The sequence below is a fragment of the Actinoplanes teichomyceticus ATCC 31121 genome (genome assembly GCF_003711105.1).
In the GTDB taxonomy this organism is placed as follows: domain Bacteria; phylum Actinomycetota; class Actinomycetes; order Mycobacteriales; family Micromonosporaceae; genus Actinoplanes; species Actinoplanes teichomyceticus.
The window spans coordinates 7,970,664-7,989,496 of sequence record NZ_CP023865.1 but is presented as its reverse complement, the minus strand read 5'-3'; the positions used below and the strand labels follow the sequence as shown (position 1 = coordinate 7,989,496).

At 72.6% G+C, this 18,833-nt stretch carries 15 protein-coding genes and 1 tRNA gene; 7 read left to right on the top strand and 9 right to left on the bottom strand.

Going from position 1 to position 18,833, the window contains the following annotated elements:
* Window positions 1-93: 93 nt before the first annotated feature.
* Both ACTEI_RS35230 and ACTEI_RS35225 read right to left on the bottom strand, forming a co-directional pair.
* Window positions 94-170, bottom strand: a tRNA-Pro gene (locus ACTEI_RS35230).
* Window positions 171-255: 85 nt separating this feature from the next.
* Entirely contained in the window at window positions 256-1,149 is an 894-nt protein-coding gene (locus ACTEI_RS35225; RefSeq protein WP_122981584.1) for a metallophosphoesterase, read from the bottom strand.
* Window positions 1,150-1,174: 25 nt separating this feature from the next.
* Here ACTEI_RS35225 and ACTEI_RS35220 point away from each other — a divergent pair, with 25 nt between their 5' ends.
* Window positions 1,175-1,627 (top strand): GatB/YqeY domain-containing protein, encoded by a 453-nt coding sequence (locus tag ACTEI_RS35220; protein ID WP_122981583.1) that lies wholly within the window; start codon window positions 1,175-1,177, stop codon window positions 1,625-1,627.
* 68 nt (window positions 1,628-1,695) lie between these two features.
* On the opposite strand, the gene ACTEI_RS35215 is transcribed toward ACTEI_RS35220, so the two are convergent.
* Window positions 1,696-4,101: a transglycosylase domain-containing protein gene (locus tag ACTEI_RS35215; protein WP_122982616.1), complete on the bottom strand. Its 2,406-nt coding sequence runs from the start codon at window positions 4,099-4,101 to the stop codon at window positions 1,696-1,698.
* Window positions 4,102-4,435: 334 nt separating this feature from the next.
* Here ACTEI_RS35215 and ACTEI_RS35210 point away from each other — a divergent pair, with 334 nt between their 5' ends.
* Window positions 4,436-4,738 (top strand): WhiB family transcriptional regulator, encoded by a 303-nt coding sequence (locus ACTEI_RS35210; protein ID WP_014695048.1) that lies wholly within the window; start codon window positions 4,436-4,438, stop codon window positions 4,736-4,738.
* Here ACTEI_RS35210 and bagB read toward each other — a convergent pair whose 3' ends face one another.
* From bagB to ACTEI_RS37605, 3 genes are all read right to left on the bottom strand, one after another.
* Window positions 4,739-5,878, bottom strand: coding sequence for an ArsA family ATPase (gene bagB, locus ACTEI_RS35205; protein ID WP_372443207.1), 1,140 nt, complete (start codon window positions 5,876-5,878; stop codon window positions 4,739-4,741). It lies immediately after the preceding gene.
* 77 nt (window positions 5,879-5,955) lie between these two features.
* On the bottom strand, window positions 5,956-6,909 hold the full coding sequence (gene bagA, locus ACTEI_RS35200; RefSeq protein ID WP_122981581.1) for an ATPase BagA: 954 nt from the start codon (window positions 6,907-6,909) through the stop codon (window positions 5,956-5,958).
* Between the two features lie 23 nt (window positions 6,910-6,932).
* Window positions 6,933-8,042, bottom strand: coding sequence for an Rv0361 family membrane protein (locus ACTEI_RS37605; RefSeq protein ID WP_145830769.1), 1,110 nt, complete (start codon window positions 8,040-8,042; stop codon window positions 6,933-6,935).
* Window positions 8,043-8,158: 116 nt separating this feature from the next.
* Between ACTEI_RS37605 and sp36 the strand changes: the two genes are divergently transcribed.
* The 5 genes from sp36 to ACTEI_RS35170 all read left to right on the top strand — a co-directional run bounded on the left by sp36 (window position 8,159) and on the right by ACTEI_RS35170 (window position 14,360).
* Complete coding sequence (gene sp36 / locus ACTEI_RS37600) at window positions 8,159-8,314, top strand: Sp36 family protein (protein WP_164466236.1); 156 nt, start codon at window positions 8,159-8,161, stop codon at window positions 8,312-8,314.
* Window positions 8,311-8,796 (top strand): RidA family protein, encoded by a 486-nt coding sequence (locus tag ACTEI_RS35185; protein WP_187645868.1) that lies wholly within the window; start codon window positions 8,311-8,313, stop codon window positions 8,794-8,796. The genes sp36 and ACTEI_RS35185 overlap by 4 nt, the downstream gene beginning before the upstream one ends.
* Before the next feature lie 95 nt (window positions 8,797-8,891).
* Complete coding sequence (locus tag ACTEI_RS35180) at window positions 8,892-9,710, top strand: MBL fold metallo-hydrolase (protein ID WP_122981578.1); 819 nt, start codon at window positions 8,892-8,894, stop codon at window positions 9,708-9,710.
* Window positions 9,707-13,336, top strand: a complete 3,630-nt coding sequence (locus tag ACTEI_RS35175; protein WP_122981577.1) for an adenylate/guanylate cyclase domain-containing protein — start codon at window positions 9,707-9,709, stop codon at window positions 13,334-13,336. Before ACTEI_RS35180 ends, ACTEI_RS35175 begins: the two co-directional genes overlap by 4 nt.
* A gap of 31 nt (window positions 13,337-13,367) precedes the next feature.
* Window positions 13,368-14,360: a serine/threonine-protein kinase gene (locus ACTEI_RS35170; RefSeq protein WP_122981576.1), complete on the top strand. Its 993-nt coding sequence runs from the start codon at window positions 13,368-13,370 to the stop codon at window positions 14,358-14,360.
* Between the two features lie 76 nt (window positions 14,361-14,436).
* On the opposite strand, the gene ACTEI_RS35165 is transcribed toward ACTEI_RS35170, so the two are convergent.
* From ACTEI_RS35165 to ACTEI_RS35155, 3 genes are all read right to left on the bottom strand, one after another.
* The gene (locus tag ACTEI_RS35165; protein ID WP_122981575.1) at window positions 14,437-16,440 is read right to left on the bottom strand and encodes an ATP-binding protein; all 2,004 of its coding nucleotides are present in this window, start codon (window positions 16,438-16,440) and stop codon (window positions 14,437-14,439) included.
* Window positions 16,441-16,451: 11 nt separating this feature from the next.
* Window positions 16,452-17,828 (bottom strand): carboxyl transferase domain-containing protein, encoded by a 1,377-nt coding sequence (locus ACTEI_RS35160; protein ID WP_122981574.1) that lies wholly within the window; start codon window positions 17,826-17,828, stop codon window positions 16,452-16,454.
* A 213-nt stretch (window positions 17,829-18,041) separates the two neighbouring features.
* Entirely contained in the window at window positions 18,042-18,719 is a 678-nt protein-coding gene (locus ACTEI_RS35155) for a Crp/Fnr family transcriptional regulator (protein WP_014447921.1), read from the bottom strand.
* Between the last annotated feature and the right edge of the window lie 114 nt (window positions 18,720-18,833).

The window sequence follows — 18,833 nt, the reverse complement described above, 5'->3', positions numbered from 1 at the left end:
ACAACCGCCGCGGGATCCCTCCCGAGACATTCCGAGAAAAGCGAAAGGCCCGGCTTCCCTGAGCGGGTAAACCGGGCCTAACCTGCAACCACGTGGTCGGGGTGGCGGGATTTGAACCCACGGCCTCTTCGTCCCGAACGAAGCGCGCTACCAAGCTGCGCCACACCCCGTTGCTGCGAGAAGAATACTAGCGGACTCCGCCGTACCCCGGAAATCCGGGACCCCCTCGCAGCGTTTTCGCAGGTCGGAGGCGGGTCAGCGGGGGATCAGGGTGAGTACCGAGGCTTCCGGGCGGCAGGCGAATCGGATGGGCGCGGTCGGATGGGTGCCCAATCCGGCCGAGACGTGCAGGAACGAGTCCGAGCCGGGCCACCGGTGCAGGCCCTTGGCCATCCGGGTGGGCAGGTCGCAGTTGGTGGTCAGGGCGCCGTAGAAGGGCACGCACACCTGGCCGCCGTGGGTGTGCCCGGCGAGCAGCAGCTGGAAGCCGTCGGCGGCCATCGCGTCCAGCACCCGGGAGGCCGGCGTGTGCGTCACGCCGAGATGCAGGTCGGCGCCGGCGCTGATCGGACCGGCCACCGCGGCGTAGTCGTCCCGCTCGACGTGCGGGTCGTCCACGCCGGCCAGCTCGATCGAGCGGCCGCCGGCCTTGATCACGGTGCGGGCGTTGTTCAGGTCGGCCCAGCCCGCCTCGGTCAGCGCGGCACGCAGATCGTCGGTGGGCAGGTCGACGCCCTGCACGTACTCCCGGTCGGGCAGCAGGTACTGCGCGGGGTTCTTCCAGACCGGCCCGCGGTAGTCGTTGGAGCCGAAGACGAACGCGCCGGGCACCTCCAGCAGCGGATCGAGGGCGCGCAGCACACCGGGGATCGCGTACGGCGAGGCCATGTTGTCGCCGGTGACCACGACCAGGTCCGGGTCGGTGCCGATCAGCGCGGCCACCCACTCCTGCTTGCGCCGCTGGTCCGGCATCATGTGCAGATCGGACAGGTGCAGGATGCGCAGCGGCTCCGCGTCCGGTTCCAGCACCGGGACGTCGAAGCGCCGGAGCGTGAACATGTTCCGCTCGACGAGGGAGGCATAGGCGAACGTCGCGCCGCCGACGGCGGTCAGTGCCGCGGCGGCGGAAATAAGGGAGCGCTTACGCATGACGGCAAGGGTAGTTTCTCCGTCCATGGGAACGCTGAAAGACCGCCTGAACGATGACCTGCATGCCGCGATGAAGTCCCGGGACGAGTTGACCACCTCGACGCTGCGGATGGCCCTGGCCGCGGTGCGGACCGCCGAGGTCGCCGGCGACGAGGCCCGCGAGCTCTCCGACGACGAGGTGCTGGCGGTGCTGACCAAGGAGGCGAAGAAGCGCCGGGAGGCGGCGACCGCGTTCGCCGGGGCGGGCCGCGCCGATCAGGCGGCGAAGGAGACGGCCGAGGGCGAGGTTCTCGACCGCTACCTGCCGAAGCAGCTGACCGACGCGGAGATCGCGGAGATCGTCGGGCAGGCGCTCACGGCCGGCGGATTCGCCGGCAAGGCGCAGATGGGCCCGGCGATGAAGGCGGCACAGGCCGCGGTCGCGGGACGCGCGGAGGGCGGCCGGGTGGCTGCCGAGGTGCGGCGCCAGCTGGGCTGAGGCCCGATTGCCGGGGTACGGAAAACGGGCGGGAGATCGCGTCTCCCGCCCGTTCGTGTGTGCCTGGGTTACCGTCGCCGGCCCGGCGAGCTGGTGCCCGGTTGCGGGTCGGCCGGGTCCTTCTCCTTGCGGCCGCCGCTGACCTCGATCGTCACCGCGCCGCCCTTGATGGTGCGCTCCTCCGCGGTGCCGGCGGCGGTGCCGGCCGGGCAGTCCGACTCGACGGTGCCGCCGATCTCCGGTTCGAACCCGGCGCCGGAGATCCGGTCCTTGGCGGCCTGCAGCGAGTCACAGGTCACGTCCGGGACGCTGCGCAGGTCGCCCACCGAGATCTTGTCGTTCGACGGGGTCTTGAACTGAACCTTCGGCTTGCCCTTCATGTAGTCCTTGAGGGTGTACTGGACCGCCGCGTTGACCGGGGGGTGCTGCATCTGGTCGTTGTGGTCCTGCCAGTCCGGGTTGACCAGGTAACCGGCGATCACCAGCTTCGTGGTGCCGGCGATCAGCGACGCGGTCTTGCTGGAGTCGGTGGTGCCGGACTTGCCGAACACCGGGTGGTCGACGATGCCCCGGGTGGGCCGGGCGGTGGCGCGGCCGCCGCAGCTGCCGAGCTGGGCCGAGTCACCGACCGGGCAGCGGGTCGCGTCCAGCGCCGCGCGCGCCACGTCCTTGGTGGTCGCCTGGATGCAGTGCGGCTTGCCGACGTCGATCTTCTCGCCGTCCTTGGTGGTGATCTGCTCGACCGGGGTCGGCTCGCAGTACTTGCCGTCACCGGCCAGCGTCGCGTAGGCGTTGGCCATGTCCAGCGGCGTGGAGGCGGTCACACCGAGGGTGAAGGCGCCCCAGCCGGCCGCGCGCTTCTCGTCGTTGGCCCAGTCGTTCTCTTCCTTCTCGCGGAACTGGACGCCGAACCGCTTGGCGACGGCGACCACGTTCTCCGCGCCGACCCGCTCCTCCAGCGGCACGAAGTAGGTGTTCACCGAGGCCCCGAAGCCGGTCCACATGTTGAAGACGCCGGCCTCCTTCTTGCTGGAGTTGCTCGGGCACCAGTCGTCCGAGCCGGGGCAGGACGACGGGGTGCCGTAGCCGGCCTTGTACTTCGAGTGGTACGTCGGCTTGATGTTGATCGGGAAGCTGAGCGGGATGCCCTTCTCCAGCGCGGCGACCATGGTGAACATCTTGAACACCGAGCCGGCCTGGTAGCCCTTGATGTCACCACCGCCGGTCAGCAGCGGGTTGGTGGTCTTCGGGTACGACCCGCGGATCTTCTTCTTCGCCTTCTTCGGGTCCGAGGAGATCTTGTTGGTGGGGTGGTCCGGGTCGTCCAGCGCGTACTTGCGGTTGGCGGCGAGCACCCGCACCTTGCCGGTGCCCGGCTCGACGCCGGCCAGCAGCAGGGCGTTGCGGTTGTCGTCCTTGATCTGGTCGAGGATCCGGGAGCGGGCCGCGGCCTGACCCTTGAGGTCCAGCGAGGTGATCACCTTGTAGCCGCCGCTCTTGAGCCGCCGCTCACGGTCGTACGTCGTCGCGCCGAACGCCTCCTGGCTCATCCACCAGCGGTAGAAGTAGTCGCAGAAGAAGCCCCAGTTGTTCTTGGCCACCGAGACGCAGCCGTTGCCGATCGGCTTGACCTTGGTCGGGATCGGGACCTTGACCGCCTTGTCGGCGTCGGCCTGGGTGATCGCGCCCATGGTGACCATGCCCGGGATGATGTAGTTGTTGCGCCGGGCCAGGATCTGCTCGTGGCCCGACTTGTTGGTCGGGTTGAAGCTGGTCGGGGCCTTCACCATGCCGGCGAGCATGGCCGCCTCGGCGATGCTCAGATCCTTCGGCTTCTTGTTGAAGTAGACCTGGCTGGCGGCGTAGACGCCGTAGGCCTGGTTGCCGAAGGGCGCGATGTTCAGGTAGCGCTCGAGGATCTGCTCCTTGCTGAGCTGCTTCTCCACCTGCAGCGCGTACTTCATCTCGGTGATCTTGCGCTTCGGGGTGTCCTTCGTCGCGTCGACCACCTCCTGCGGGTTGGTCGCCGAGTAGGCCAGCGACATCCGCACGTACTGCATGGTCAGCGTGGAGGCGCCCTGTTGCGCGCCGCCCTGGCTGTTGCCGACGAAGGCCCGGGCGACACCCTTGAGGTCGACACCGTTGTGGTCGAAGAACTTGCGGTCCTCGGCGGCGATGATCGCGTCCTGCATGCTCTTGGCGATGTCCTTCAGCGGGACGTCGCTGCGGAACTCGTCGTAGAACTGCGAGATCTGGGTCCGCCCGTCCGCGGCGTAGATCCGGGTGATCTGCGGGGAGCTGAAGTCCTTGAGCTCACTGGGCAGATTGGCGAAACCCTCACCGCCGGCCTTGGCGGCGAGGCCGGACATCGCGGCGGCGGGGAACGCCGCCGCGGCCACCACCACACCGGCCAGCAGGCCACAGACAAGCAGTGATGTCGCGTTCGTGAAGATGTTGTGATCGCGTCTGCGCATCCAGGAGGTCACCCGACGCAGGATACGCGAACGGCGCACGCGACCGCCCGTCGAGAAGGCGGGCCGCACCGTTTCCGAGTGTGACCTGTCACCCGACCCGGCGGGCCGATTTCTCCCTTCTGCACCGAACGTACCCCCATCCGGCCATCGCTACGCGGGCCGCTTTGCCCGGAACTACCGGGCTATACGTATTTGAGGGACAACGTTGCGTAATCACCCAACTACAGAGCATGATGGTCCGGCGAGACATCTCGCACGACGTCTGCGCGGCAATGGGGGACATGGGCCGCCGCGCTGGACGTACGGGGGTGAAAGCAAGGGGGGACGTTTACCAATGGGGATGATCAGCGACTGGCCCAGCATGGCGGCGTGTCAGAGTGGCGACCCTGACGCGCTGTTCGTGCAGGGCGCCGAGCAGAACGTGGCGAAAAGGATCTGCCGCAGCTGCCCGGTGCGCTACGAATGCCTCGCCGACGCCCTGGACAACCGGATCGAGTTCGGCGTCTGGGGAGGCATGACGGAACGGGAGCGACGTGCCCTGCTGCGCCGCCACCCACATGTGGCGAGCTGGCGGAAGATGTTCGAGGCCGCACTGAAGGAGAAAGGCGCCGACAAGGTGCTGGTCTCCACCCGCTGATCAGGCGAGTAGAGCGCCGATCGTCCGCAGCCCGTCGACGTCGTGCACGTCGGCGGGCTGCGCCGCGACCGCGGTCGTCGGCACCCCCGGAAACGCCTCGGTGAACCCGGCCGCGACCTCCAGTTCCCGCGCGCTCTGCCGCAGCAGACCGGCGTGGATGCGCAGCACGTCCGCCGCGCCGGGCAGTTCGCCGGCGGCGGCCAGCCGGTCCGCGGCCTCCTCGGCCGCCGCCGCCGGCAGCCCGCCCGGCTCCGTCCGGTGCATCCGGTTGAGGACCAGGCCGCCCAGCGGCATCCGCTCGGCGACCAGCCGCTCGGCGAAGTAGGCCGCCTCCCGGATCGCGTCCCGCTCCGGCGCGGCGACCAGCAGGAACGCCGTCTGCGGGTCCTGCAGGATCCGGTACGTCTGGTCGGCGCGCTGCCGGAAGCCGCCGAACATCGAGTCCAGCGCCGCGACGAAGCCCGACAGGTCGGTCAGCAGCTGCGCGCCCAGAATCTTCTGCACCGTCCGGGAGAACAGCCCGAACGACGCGGTGACCAGGCTGAACATGCTCCGCCCGCCACTGCGGGCGGGCGCCAGCAGCAGCCGCAGCATACGGCCGTCGAGGAACCGGGAGAGCCGGGCCGGGGCGTCCAGGAAATCCAGCGCGGAGCGGGACGGCGGGGTGTCGACCACGATCAGGTCCCACTCCCCGCCGGCCCGCAACTGGGCCAGCTTCTCCATCGCCATGTACTCCTGCGTGCCGGCGAAGGTGGAGCTCATGGCCTGGTAGAACGGGTTCGCGAAGATCTCCGCGGCACGCTTGGGCGTGGTGTGCTGCTCGACCACCTCGTCGAAGGTGCGCTTCATGTCGAGCATCATGGCGTGCAGCTCGCCGCCGGATCTCGCGACGTCGATGCCCTTGACCTGGCGGGGCGTGTTGTCCAGCTCGGTCAGGCCCATCGACTGGGCCAGCCGGCGCGCCGGGTCGATGGTCAGCACCACCGTGCGCCGGCCGTGCACCTCGGCGGCCCGCAGGCCGAGGGCCGCGGCGGTGGTGGTCTTGCCGACCCCGCCGGAGCCGCAACACACCACGATCCGGATGGCCGGGTCGGCGAGCAGAGCGTCGACGTCGAGCCGGGGAGCGGTCACATCAACCACTTCTCCAGGGTAATGCGTCTTGATCGGACGCGAGGTGAGCAAACACTCAGTGCCGGCCGGTCGGCCGGAAAACCAGGTCAGACCGCCATCAAGCGGGCGGCGAGGACGTCCAGCGCGGCGCGGTCGACGCCGTCCGGCAGCAGCGGCAGCTCGATCATCGGCCGATGCCGTTCGGCCAGATCGTGCCGGAGCGACTCCTCCAGCTCCCGCCGGGTCAGGTGCGCCTGCGCCTGGGCGGCCAGCTGGCTGACCATCGCCGGGGCGGCCGGCAGTCCGGCCGCCACCAGGCCCCGCTTGATCTCCGCCTTGGTCACCTTGCCGGCGGTCAGCAGCGGTGGCCGGGCGCCGTTCACGATCAGCCGTCCGACCGGGATGCCCAGGCCGGTGAGCTCCTCGACCGCGTCCAGGGTCTCCTGCACCGGCATCTCCTCCAGCAGCGTGACCACGTGCACGGCGGTCATCGGCGAGCGCAGCAGCGAGGACACCCCGTCGCTCTGGGTCTTGATCGGGCCCATCTTGGCCAGCCGCGCGGTCTCCGCGGTGACGTTCAGGAAGCGGCCGATCCGGCCGGTCGGCGGGGCGTCCAGCACCACCGCGTCGTAGACCCGGCGGCCGTCCGCGGCGCGGGTGGTGGCCTCCTTGACCTTGCCGGTCAGCAGCACGTCGCGCAGCCCCGGGGCGATCGTGGTGGCGAAGTCGATGGCGCCGACCTTGCGCAGTGCCCGGCCGGCGGCGCCGAGCTTGTAGAACATGTCGAGGTACTCCAGGAGCGCCTCCTCCGGATCGACCGGCAGGGCGCGGACCTCGCCGCCCCCGGCGGTCGTGGCGATCCGGCGCTCCGTGTACGGCAGCGGCTCCAGCCCGAACAGCTGCGCGATACCCTGCCGGCCCTCCACCTCGACCAGCAGCGTGCGGCGTCCGCCGGTGGCCAGGCCGAGCGCCAGCGCGGCGGCCACGCTGGTCTTGCCGGTGCCACCCTTGCCGGTGACGATGTGCAGTCGCTCCGGCCAGTTGCCGCGGTGCTCGCCCATGTCCTCCACGTTACGGCGCGCGGTCAGCCGGCGACCTCGCAGACCAGCCAGCCGCTCTTGCGCACCACGGTGAACTCCAGGTCCTGCGCGGCGGTCTTCTCGTCCTCGGTGGACATCACCACGCGTACGCCGACCTGGGCCTCGCCGTCGGCGTTGCGGGTCACCGCGGGCTCGTCCCAGCGGAACACCGCACCCTCGTACCCGTCGGCGTAGCTGCGGATCTGCTGCACCCGCCGGGCCAGCTTGCTCTCGTCGCGGGACTTGCGGCAGACCAGGTCCTCGGCGGCGCGGGCGTCCTTCTGGGTGTAGACGGCGGTGAGGAAACGGTTCACCGCGGTGGTCGGGTCCGGCGAGCCGGGGTTGCCCGCGTCGCGGAACAGCAGGTAGGCCGAGACCGCCCCGCCGCCGCACAGCGCCAGGGTGGCGGCCAGGGCCAGGGAGAGGAAGACCGACGAGCGCCGGGGGCCGTGCCGGCGGCGGGACGGCATGGCCGGTTCCGGGCCGCCGCCCGGCCGGCTCACCCAGATCGGTTCCGGCTCCGGTGACTGCACCTCGGCGGGCGGGGAGTGCTCCCAGGCCAGATGCTCGGGTGGCGGGTACCGCCACTCGCCGGGCTTCTCGTGCCGGGCGTGCCAGGGGCCGTTCGGGGGCGGCTGGTGCCAGCCGCCGTGCGGCTCCGGCGCGGCCGGGCCGGGCTCGCGCGCCGCGGCACGCTCCCCGGCCGGCTCGTCGGCGATCACCGGATGTTCCGCGGTCGCCGCCAGCGCGAACGGATCGGTGCGAGCCGGCTCGGCCGGGAGCGCGGGCCGGTCGGCGAGGGTGGCGTGGTCCGGGAGCGCGGGCCGGCCGGCGGGGGCGCCGTGGTCCGGGAACGCGGGCCGGCCGGTGAGGGCGGGTCGGTCCGGGAGCGCGGGCGTGCCGGTCGGGACGGCGTGGTCCCGGAACGCGGGCCGGTCGGCGAGGGTGGGCTGGTCCGGAAGGGCGTGCCGCCCGCGAGGGGCGGGCGGCACGGCGTGCGGTGGCTCGGGGACCGGGATCGGGTCGCCGGGCGGGAGTGGGGCCGGTGGTTCGGGATCGGGCGACGGCGGCGGATCCGGATGGCCGGGCTGCCCGTCCCGCGGTAGCTGCGTCACGTCACCCTCCGTGATGGTTCGCGCGCTTTCCGTACGGATTGTCGCTCAGCCTAGCCAACCGGCTGGAACGCCGGGTCCTAAGCTGTGCCGGTACCCGACTAAGGAGTGTTCGAGCCATGCAGAAGTGGGAGTACGTGACCGTGCCCCTGCTGGTACACGCGACCAAGCAGATCCTCGACAACTGGGGCGACGACGGCTGGGAGCTGGTCCAGGTGGTGCCGGGGCCGAACCCGGAGCAGTTGATCGCCTACATGAAGCGGGCGAAGTCGTGACCACCCCGATCGCCGGCGTGGGCGGCGTCGACGCCTACGCGAAGCTGGCCGAGCTGGGCCTGACCCTGCCGTCCGTGGTCCCGCCGCTGGCGTCCTACGTGCCGGCCGTGCAGTCCGGCAACTACGTCTACGTCTCCGGCCAGCTCCCGATGGTCGAGGGCAAGCTGGCGCGGACCGGCAAGGTGGGCGCCGAGGTGACCGCCGAGGACGCCACCGACATGGCCCGGATCTGCGCCCTCAACGCGCTGGCCGCGATCGACTCGCTGGTCGGCCTGGGCCGGGTCGTGAAGATCGTCAAGGTGACCGGCTTCGTGGCGTCCGCCCCGGGCTTCACCGGGCAACCGGCCGTGGTCAACGGCGCCTCCAACCTGTTCGGCGAGGTGCTCGGGGAGCAGGGCCGGCACGCCCGCAGCGCGGTCGGGGTGAGCGAGCTGCCGCTGGACGCGCCGGTGGAGGTCGAGGTCATCGCGGAAGTGGCGTGATCTTGGGCGGGTTCGGCCGGGTTTGATGACCCAAGGTGACCGGGACGGACATCGTGTCTCGGCTCACCATGGACCCGCGACGTACGATTCTCGGCATGGGGGGTGCTGAGCCCGCGTCGGCCGAGGTCGACCGGCTGCCGGGTTGGGTGTCGCTGCTACGCGCCCCCAATCCGGGTCCGATGACTCTGGACGGCACGAACACCTGGGTGCTGCGGGCGCCCGGGGCAGAATGCGCCACGGTGATCGATCCCGGCCCGCTGGACGAGGCGCACCTGCGCCGGATCGCGCAGCTCGGGCCGTTCCAGTTCATTCTGGTCACACACGGTCATCACGACCACGTCGAGGGCGCCGAGCGGCTCTCCGAGCTGCTCGGCGGCACCGCGGTGCTGGCCGCCGACCCGGCGCACTGCGTGCGTGGTGAGCCGTTGGACCCACGGGAGCATCTCGGCCGGAACGGACTGGAAATACAGGTCCTGGACACTCCAGGGCACACCGGTGATTCGGTGTGCTTCCTCGTCGAGTGCGGGAACGAGCGGGTGATGTTCACCGGCGACACGATGCTGGGGCGCGGGACCACGGTGGTGGCCCACCCCGACGGCGACCTGACCGCCTATCTGGCGAGTCTGGAGCTGCTCACGGCGTACGAGAAGGTCCTGATGCTGCCCGGTCACGGACCGGCCCGGGCCGACACCGCGGCCCTGGCCGCGCAGTATCTCGACCACCGCAGGGAACGCCTGGCGCAGGTGGCGGCCGCGATGGCGGCCGGAGCCGAGACGCCGCAGGCGGTGGTCGACATCGTGTACCCGGACATCGACCCACGGGTACGGTTCGCGGCCGAGTGGTCGGCCGCGGCGCAGATTGTTCACCTGCGGCGGGAATCAGCGTCGAGGGCCGACGGTTTGGACCGGCTGTGACCTGCCCCGTGTGCGGCACCGTCGCCGTTCCCGGTGCCCGCTTCTGCCACCACTGCGGGTCCGCGCTGCCCGCCGCCGCCGCGCTTCCGGCCGCCGAGCGCCGGATCGTCACCGTGCTCTTCGGCGACCTCTCCGACTTCACCTCCTGGTCGGAGGATCTCGACCCGGAGCGGGTCGGCGCGGTCACCGACCGGGTGCTGGCCGCGCTGGCCGGCGCGGTGAAGACGTTCGGCGGGCACGTGGACAAGCTCACCGGCGACGGGATCATGGCGGTCTTCGGCGCCCCGGTGGCGCACGAGGACGACGCCGAACGGGCGGTCCGGGCCGCGCTGAGCATGCAGCGCGCGGTCCGCCGGGTGCTGGACGACGAGCGCGGCGGCGGCGCCCCGCTCGGCCTGCGCGTCGGGCTGAACACCGGCGAGGTGGTCGCCGGGATGCAGGCCGGCATCGAGTACACGGTCATCGGCGACACGGTGAACACCGCGGCCCGGCTGGCCGACGCCGCCGCGGTCGGCGCGGTCTACGCCGGTGAGCGCACCAGCGGCGGCACCCGGCACGTCGCCTCGTGGCGGCAGCTGCGGCCGCTGCGGCTCAAGGGCAAGCGTGAGCCGGTGCCCACCTACGAGCTGCTCGGCCTGCACGACGCCCCGGGCACCCGCTCCGGCCTGGGTGACGAGGCGCCGTTCGTGGGCCGGGAGGCCGAGCTGGGCCGGGTCTCCGGACGGCTGGCCGAGGCGATCGACTCGGGCACCCCCCGGGTGCTGGTGATGACCGCCGAGGCCGGGATCGGCAAGTCCCGGTTCGCCGGGGAGGTGAAACGGCTCGCCGCCGGTTACGAGGTGGGCACCGGGCCGTACGCCGGGCACGGCGCCCGGGTGCTGCGGGTGCGCTGCCGCGCGTTCGGCGAGCGGCGCCGTTACGCGCCCCTGGCCGACCTGGTGCGCAAGGCCGCCGGCCTGCCCAAGGACGTGGTCGCCACGGTCGGCCGCACGGTCGTCGAGGAGCGGCTGCGCAAGGTGGCCCAGCGGCTCGGCGTGCCGCTGGACATCGACCGGTTGCTGGTGCTGCTCGGCTACGGCGAGGCCCCGGTCAGCCCGGGCGGCCCGGCCGCGCCCGCGGACTGGCCGCCGAGCGCCAAACGGGTGGACGCCGAGGCGATCTCGATCGCGGTCGCCGACCTGCTGAACGCGATGGCCGCCACCACCCCGCTGATGGTCATCGTGGACGACCTGCACGACGCCACCGCCACCACGGTCGACGCGCTGGGCAGCACGCTGTCGCTGCTGGAGGGGCCGGTGGTGGTGCTGCTGCTCGGGCGGCCGGAGCTGGTGCGTACGGCGGGGGCGCTGACCCGGCTCTCCGACGCCGAGGTGCACACCCTGCCGCCACTGCGGGGCGCGGACGCGTCGCGGCTGCTGACGTCGTACCTGAGCGGCGGGAAACTGCCGCAACCGGACACCGACCGGATGCTCGCCACCGCCCAGGGCAACCCGTTCTACCTGGCCGAGATGGTCACCCTGCTGATGGAGCGGGGCGCGCTGACCCCGGCGGTCGGCGCGAACGCGGCCGGCAAGTGGCAGCTCGCGGCCGGCTCGCTGGGCAGCCAGCTGCTCTCCCGGGACCTGGCCGCGGTGCTCGCGGCCCGCATCGACGCGCTGCCGTCGGAGCCGCGCGCGGTGCTGCGGGACGCGTCGGTGGCCGGCACCACGGTGCCCGCGGGGGTGCTCGAGGCGCTGCAGGACCGCCGCGCGCCGAGCGAGCTGCCGCCCGGCGTGGACCTCGCGGCCCAGCTCGAACGGGCCGTGGACGAGCTGCTGCAACGGCGCATGATCCACCGCAGCCGCGGCGGCTTCCAGTTCACCACGCCGCTGATGCGCGAGGCGGCGTACGCCGGGATCGGCAAGGCGGACCTGGCCGAGCGGCACGCCTACCTGGCCACCTGGGCCGCGCCGGAGACGGTGGGCCGGCACGCCGACGCGGCCACCCGGCTGAGCCTGAGCGACAACGAGCGGGACGCGTTCGTGGCCACCCACGCCGAGGCCGCGATCGACCTGGCGAACGCGGTCCGGCTGCGCCCGGACGCCGCGGTGCGCGAGGTGGCCGGCCTGGCGGTGGCCGCGCTCGGCCGGATGGCCCGGCGCGCGCTGGCCAACATCGAGCCGGCCGCCGCGATCGAGTACGCCGAGCGCGCCGCCCAGCTGGCCGGCGGTGACCTGCCGCTGCCCGACCAGCTGGTGCTGGCCCGCGCCATGCTGCGGCTGGGCCGGGCCGAGGAGGCGCTGGCGCACGGCGAGAAGATCAGCAAGAGCGCCGGCGACGACCCGGTCTGCCGGGCCGAGGCGATGATCGTGGTGGGCCGGGCGCACGAGGCGCTCGGCGACGGTGGCCGGGCGGTGGCCGCCTGGCAGGAGGCGCTGGAGGTGGCCACCGAGGCGCAGCTGCTGCCGGAGCGGGCGAACGCGATGCGCCGGCTGGGCATGGCCGACTTCCTGAACGGCCGGCTGAGCCAGGCCAGCAGCCGGTTTGCCGCCGCGTACCAGGTGACGCTGGCCGCCGGGGACCGGCACGGGCAGGCCTGGGCGCTGCAGAACCTCGCCTGGGTGACCACCACCCGGGGGGATTTCGCCGGCACCGACGCGGTGCTGGGCCGCGCCGCGCGGCTCTTCGCCGAGCTCGGCGACCCGGTGGGCCGCTCCTGGCTGCGCGGCACCACGGCGTTCGCCCGGCTGCTGGCCGGCCGGTTGCAGGAGGCGCGCCGGCTGGCCCGGATCTTCCTGCCCTTCGGCGACCGGGTCGGTGAGGGCTGGGCGGTCGGCACGCTGCGCGTGGTCGAGGCGTACGCCGCCGCCGAGCTCGGCGACCTGGGCGCGGCCGACAGCCAGGCACGGCGGGCGTACCGGGAGTTCCAGGAGGTCTCCGACGACTGGGGCTGCGGCCTGGCCATGGTGGTGCGCGGGGTGATCGCCCGCGGGGTCGGCGAGCTCGACCACGCCGCGGACCTGCTCGGTGACGCTCTCTGGTACGCCGACAAGACCGGTCACCCGCTGCTGCTGGGGATGGCCGGCACCCTGCACGGGTTCGTCGCGCTGCAACGTGGCGACCTGGCCACCGCGGAGGCCGACGCGCGCCGGGTGATGACCTCGGTGGAGCCGCACAACTCGCTGGCCCCCGCCCAGGTCGGGCCGCGCGTGCTGCTGGCCGAGGCGCGGACCAGGGCGGGCGACGCGGCGACCGCGGTGGGGCTGCTGGCGCCGATCGCCAGCGACACGTCGGCGCCGTCGCTGCTGTTCTCCCGGCGGCACGCGCTGGCGTCGTACGCTTCCGCGCTGCTCGCCGAGGGCCGGGTGGAGTCCGCGCTGACCTGGATCGAGCGGGCCCGCGAGGTGCCGGCCGAGGACGTGCGCAGCGGGGTGCTGGCGGCGATGGTCCGGGCCCGGGTGCTGGCCGCCTCGGACCGGTACGTCCAGGCGCGGGCGGCGGCCGAGGAGGCGGTCCGGCTGGCGTACGCCACCGAGCAGGCCAGCGAGCGCGCCGCCGCCGAGGAGTTGCGGGACACGCTGGCCGTCACCGCGGTGGAACCGCCCCCGGCGGAAACTGTCGCCTACGCGTCTGACATGCCGGGATGATCTCCCGGGTGGCTGGCGTATTTTCTACACCGTGACGGAGACACCGCCCGGCGCCCTGCCCGTGCCATACGTTCCAGGCATGTCCGGCTTGTCGGTCATGGCCCGGGGTGGTTACGCGACCGTCTACCGGGCCACGCAGGATTCCGTCGGGCGCGAGGTCGCCATCAAGATGGAGAACCGCACCCTGGACAACGCTCGGGACCAGGCCCGCTTCCTGCGCGAGGCGCGCGCCGCCGGGCGGATGTCGTCGCATCCGCACGTGGTCGACCTGTTCGATGTGGGCGTCACGGTGGACCAGCATCCGTACCTCATCATGGAGCTCTGCGACGGGTCGTACCTGGACCGGATGCGGGTCCAGCCGCTCGGCGCGGCCGAGGCCCGCGACGTCGGGGTGAAGATCGCCGACGCGCTGGTGCACACCCACGCCAACGGGGTGCTGCACCGCGACGTCAAGCCCGCCAACATCCTGTACTCGCAGTTCAACCAGGCGGTGCTGGCGGACTTCGGGCTGGCCGTGCTGGGGGAGATGCGCGATTCGTCGGTGACCCTCGAGGTGCTCACCCCGGCGTACGCGCCGCCCGAGATGTTCCGGCACGAGAGCCCGTCCGGCGCCGCCGACGTCTACTCGCTGTGCGCCACCCTCTACGCGATAATGAGCGGCCGCCCGCCACGCTGGCCCAGCGACCGCAGCCCCAGCCTGGTCACCCTGATGGACCTGTTCCAGCAGCCGATCCCGGAGCTGCCCGGGGTGCCGGCCGCGTTGACCGACGTGCTGCGCCGCGGCATGGACAACGACCCGAAGTCCCGGCCGTCCGCCCAGGAGCTGCTCGACCTGCTGAGCAACCTGCACCTGGACCCGAACACCCCGCCGCCGTCACCGTCGGTCTACCGCTCGTCGTCGACGTTCGTGCCGCCCCGGCCGCGGCCGGTCGCCCCGGCCACACCGACCCGGTCGGACGAGACGCCCACCGTGCACACCCAGGGCCGCAAGACCGGCTTCTTCACCAAGTGGTTCAGCTGGTAACCGAGAAACCCCTTCCCCGGTACGCATCGGCGGGCCCCGTCCGCAGGCCACGGGCCAGGCCCCGGGACCACCCGCGTCACTCCGGGTCCAGGACCGCCAGCAGCTCGCCGGTGTCCACCTCGGCGCCCGGGTGGACCGGTAGGGAGGCGACCACACCGGCCGACGGCGCGTGGACCGGGTGCTCCAGCTTCATCGCCTCCAGCGTCAGCAGCAGCTCACCGGCCCGGACCCGCTGGCCCGGCACCACCAGCACGCGCCGCACCGCGCCCGGCAGGGGCGCGATCAGCGAGCTCTCCGCGGCCTCCGGAGCGGGCAGCGGGAACCGGGAGATCTCGCGGAGCGTGACCGAACCCTCCGGGCTGTCCACGTACGAGACATCACCGACCCGGTGCACCAGGACCGCCAGCCGGATGCCCTGCACGTTGAGCACCACCCGGTCGCGCCGGGCCGAGACGACCACGATCGGCGGGTGTTCGTCCACCGGGGCCTGCCCGAGCCCGGCCAGGTCCAGCTCCTCGGGGTCGACCGAGCGGACCCACCAGCCGGCCAGCTCACCGTGCCGGTTCATCCGGTAGCCGACCTCGACCGGGCCGGTCGGGCCGTCGTAGACCGCGGTCTGCGAGCCGGACGGCACGTTGCGCCAGCCGGACGGCAGGGTGCTCAGCACCGGCGCGCTGGCCCGCCGGTCGGCGGCGCCGGCCAGCGCGGAGGCCAGGCAGGACAATCGGACCGCGTCCACCGAGGAGAGCAGCGGCGCGAACACCTCGGGATGCCGGTCCAGGAAACCGGTGTCGATGTCGCCGGCCCGGAACGAGTGGTGCCGCAGGGTCCGCACCAGCAGGTCCCGGTTGGTGACCACGCCGTGCAGCTGGGCGCGGGCCAGCGCGGACGCCAGCATCCGGGCCGCCTCCTGCCGGGACGGCGCCCAGGCGATCAGCTTGGCCAGCATCGGGTCGTGGTGCATACCGGTCACCGAGCCGTCCGCGACCCCGGAGTCCAGGCGCAGGCCGGGCTGCGGCAGCGGGCGGAACGAACCGGCCACGTCGGGCACCGCGAACCGGTGCAGGGTGCCCGCCGAGGGCAGCCACGCGTACGCCGGATCCTCCGCGCAGATGCGCACCTCGATGGCGTGCCCGCGGATCGGCGGCGGCCCGGGCATCGGCAGGCTGCCGCCCTCGGCGACCAGCAACTGGAGCCGGACCAGGTCGTAGCCGGAGGTGCACTCGGTGACCGCGTGGTCGGTCTGCAGGGTCGGGGTCAGCTCCAGGAACCAGAAGTCGCCGTCGGAGTCCAGCAGGAACTCGACCGCGCCGGCGCCGACGAAACCGAGCGCCCGGACCGCGACGATCGCCGCCCGGCACAGGTCCTCGCGCAGCGCGGCGTCCACCGCCGGCGACGGGGTCTCCTCGACGATCTTCTGGTACCGGCGCTGCACCGAGCACTCCCGCTCGCCGAACGGCACCACCGCGCCCATCGCGTCGGCCAGGATCGGCACCTCGATGTGCCGGACGTTGGGGACGTACGGCTCGCAGAACACCTCGCCGTCCACCTCGCGCCGGGTCGAGGCGACCGCCTCGGCCAGCGTCGCGGCGTCCCGGACCACCCGCATCCCGACGCCCCCGATGCCGGTGTCCGGTTTGATCAGGACCGGAAAGCCGGGCACCGTCTCCGGGTCGGTGAACGTCGGCAGCACCGGCACCTTCGCCTCGGCGACCAGCTTCTTCGTCTCGGTCTTGCGGTGCAGGGTGCGCAGCGTCGCGGCCGGTGGGCCGACCCAGATCATTCCGGCGTCCACCACCGCGGCGGCGAACTCCGGGTCCTCGGCGAGCACCCCGTTGCCCGGGTGCACGGCGTTCGCGCCGGCCCGTTTGGCGGCCGCGATCAGCGCGTGCTGTTCGAGGTACGTGGTGGCCCGGGTGCTGCCCTCCAGGTGGACGGCGTAGTCGGCCTCGTTGACATGCGGGGCGTCGGTGTCGACGTCCGAGTAGACGGCGACCGTCTCGATGCCGACCAGGCGGCAGGTGGCGAACACCCGGCGGGCGATCTCACCACGGTCGGCCACCAAGAGTCGTCGGATCACGGGTCTACCTTTCAGGGTCGGAACACGCCGACGTGTTCGGCACCTGCCACGGCGGCGCTGTGCACTGCGGAGAGGCAGAGGCCGAGGACCGTACGGGTGTCGCGGGGGTCGATGACGCCGTCGTCGGCCGCGGCGGGCTCCGCCGTGGGACGCGGCCAGCTGAACTGGAAGCGGGGCTCGTCGGCGCGGGCCGGTGTGCCGCCGGGCTCCGGGCCGATGGTGAGGACCAGGTGCGGCACGGTGGACTTGGCGACCGCGTGCACCAGGGGGGCGTCGTGGCGTACGTCGGCGGTCTCGCCGTCGCCGGGCGCGGGCGGCCCGGGGTGGCGCAGGAACAGCACCGGCGTGGCGGTGGCGTTGGCCAGTTGCAGGAAGTGCACCGCCTTCTGCGACTCGGCCGGGGAGAACCAGGCGCCCGGGCTGGCCAGTACTCCGATCGGGTAACCGTGCAGCTCCCCCCATCCGGCCACGAGCACGCTGCCCTGGCCCGGTTTGAACTCGTCGAAGTCGGAGTCGTCGAGGACCCGGGCGAGCACCTCGCGCGGGTCGAAGCGGTCCGGCCCGGCGGCCGCCAGGCACAGCAGCGCCTCGCTGTCGTAGCGGGGCTCCGGCGGGTGGGTGCTCCGGGGCGGTGGGCCCTGCTTGCGCCAGTTGAAGCGGCGTACGCACTGGCGGGCCAGGCGCAGCCCGTCCCGTTCGTCCTCGGCGAGCTGGTCGGCCGGCCCGGCCGGGCCGGCCGGCACCACCGGGGTGGCGCGTACCTCGACACCGGAGCGCTGCGGGTGGATGGTGAGCACCTTGGCGTGCCCGCGTACCACGATCGTGTAGTCCGAGAGGGCCGGCAGGTACGCCGCGTCGCCGCTGGTGGTGCCGAAGACCACGCACACGGTGGGCACCCGGTCGGCGGTGAGCCGGCTCAGCTCCCGGGCGATGCTCCCGGCCGGGGCCGCCTCCCCGGCCGACTCCACCAGGTTGACCAGCGGCAGCCGGTTCTCCGACGCGATCCGGGCGGCCCGGCGGATCTTCTTCGCGGTGTACGGGTTGACCGCGCCCCCGTCCACGGTCGGGTCGTTGGCGATGACCACGCACTCGACGCCCTCGACCACGCCGATGCCGGTGACGACGCTGGCGCCGACCGGGAACTCCGAGCCCCAGGCCGCCACCGGGGACAGCTCCAGGAACGGGCTGTCCTGGTCGAGCAGCATCTCGATGCGCTCCCGGGGCAGCAGCTTGCCGCGCGCGTGATGCCGGGTCACCCACTTCTCGCCGCCGCCGGCGCGCGCCTCGTCGAGGGCGGCCTCCAGCGCGGCGAGCCGCTGCAGGGTGGTGCTGCGCCCCTCCAGGTATGCCGGGTCGCGCGGGTCCAGCGTGGTGCCGAGCACGGTCATGAAACGACCCCGATGCCCGCTACGCCCCTACCTGCGTTCAATGCCGCGCCCTTCCCATGTCCCGCCGGTGCCTCTCGGCCACCTCCGTAACGAGTGGCCGTGCGGGCACGACACGGATCCGGCTTGCGAGCGCCGGTCACCGGGAAGGGTGGATCAAGCACGTTTGAGGGGCTGCCCCGCAGGACAGCCCCTATGACGTGGGAGGGCGGAGGGTCAGACCCGGGCGCGCCGGGCGAGCCGCTCCGGATCGAGGATGATCACGCTCTTGCCGTCCAGCCGCAGCCAGGCGCGGGAGGCGAAGTCGGCCAGCGCCTTGTTCACCGTCTCCCGCGAGGCGCCGACCAGCTGGGCCAGCTCCTCCTGGGTGAGGTCGTGGGTGACGCGCAGCACGCCGCCGTCCCGGGTGCCGAAGCGCCCGGCCATCTGCAGCAGGTTCTTCGCGACCCGGCCGGGCACGTCGGTGAAGATCAGGTCGGCCAGCGCGTCGTTGGTGCGGCGCAGCCTGCGGGCCAGCACGCGCAGCAGCTGCTCGGCGATCTCCGGCCGGTTGTTCAGCCACGGGCGCAGCGACGACTTCTTCAGCCGGGCGAGCCGGCTGTCGGTCACCGCGGTCGCGGTCGCGGTGCGCGGGCCCGGGTCGAAGAGGGAGAGCTCGCCGAGCATGTCGGACGGGCCCATGATGGAGACGAGGTTCTGCCGTCCGTCCGCCGCCCGGCGACCGAGCTTGATCTTGCCGGACAGAACGATATACAGACTGTCGCCGGCCTCGCCCTCGTTGAAGACGACGTCGCCCTTGCGGACTTCGATCGTGTCCATCTCCTTGGCGAGCGCCTCGGCGGCTTCCGGGTCAACGCCCTGGAAGATTCCGCTGCGCGCCAGTACCTCATCCATCGCCGCACCTCCGAAACGCGCAACGTCTGCGCTCGATCAGTCTAGGCGCACGCGGGCGGGAAACGGGCGGCCACCCCTTGATCCAGATACTGGACGGTAACCAGGTTTGCCGAG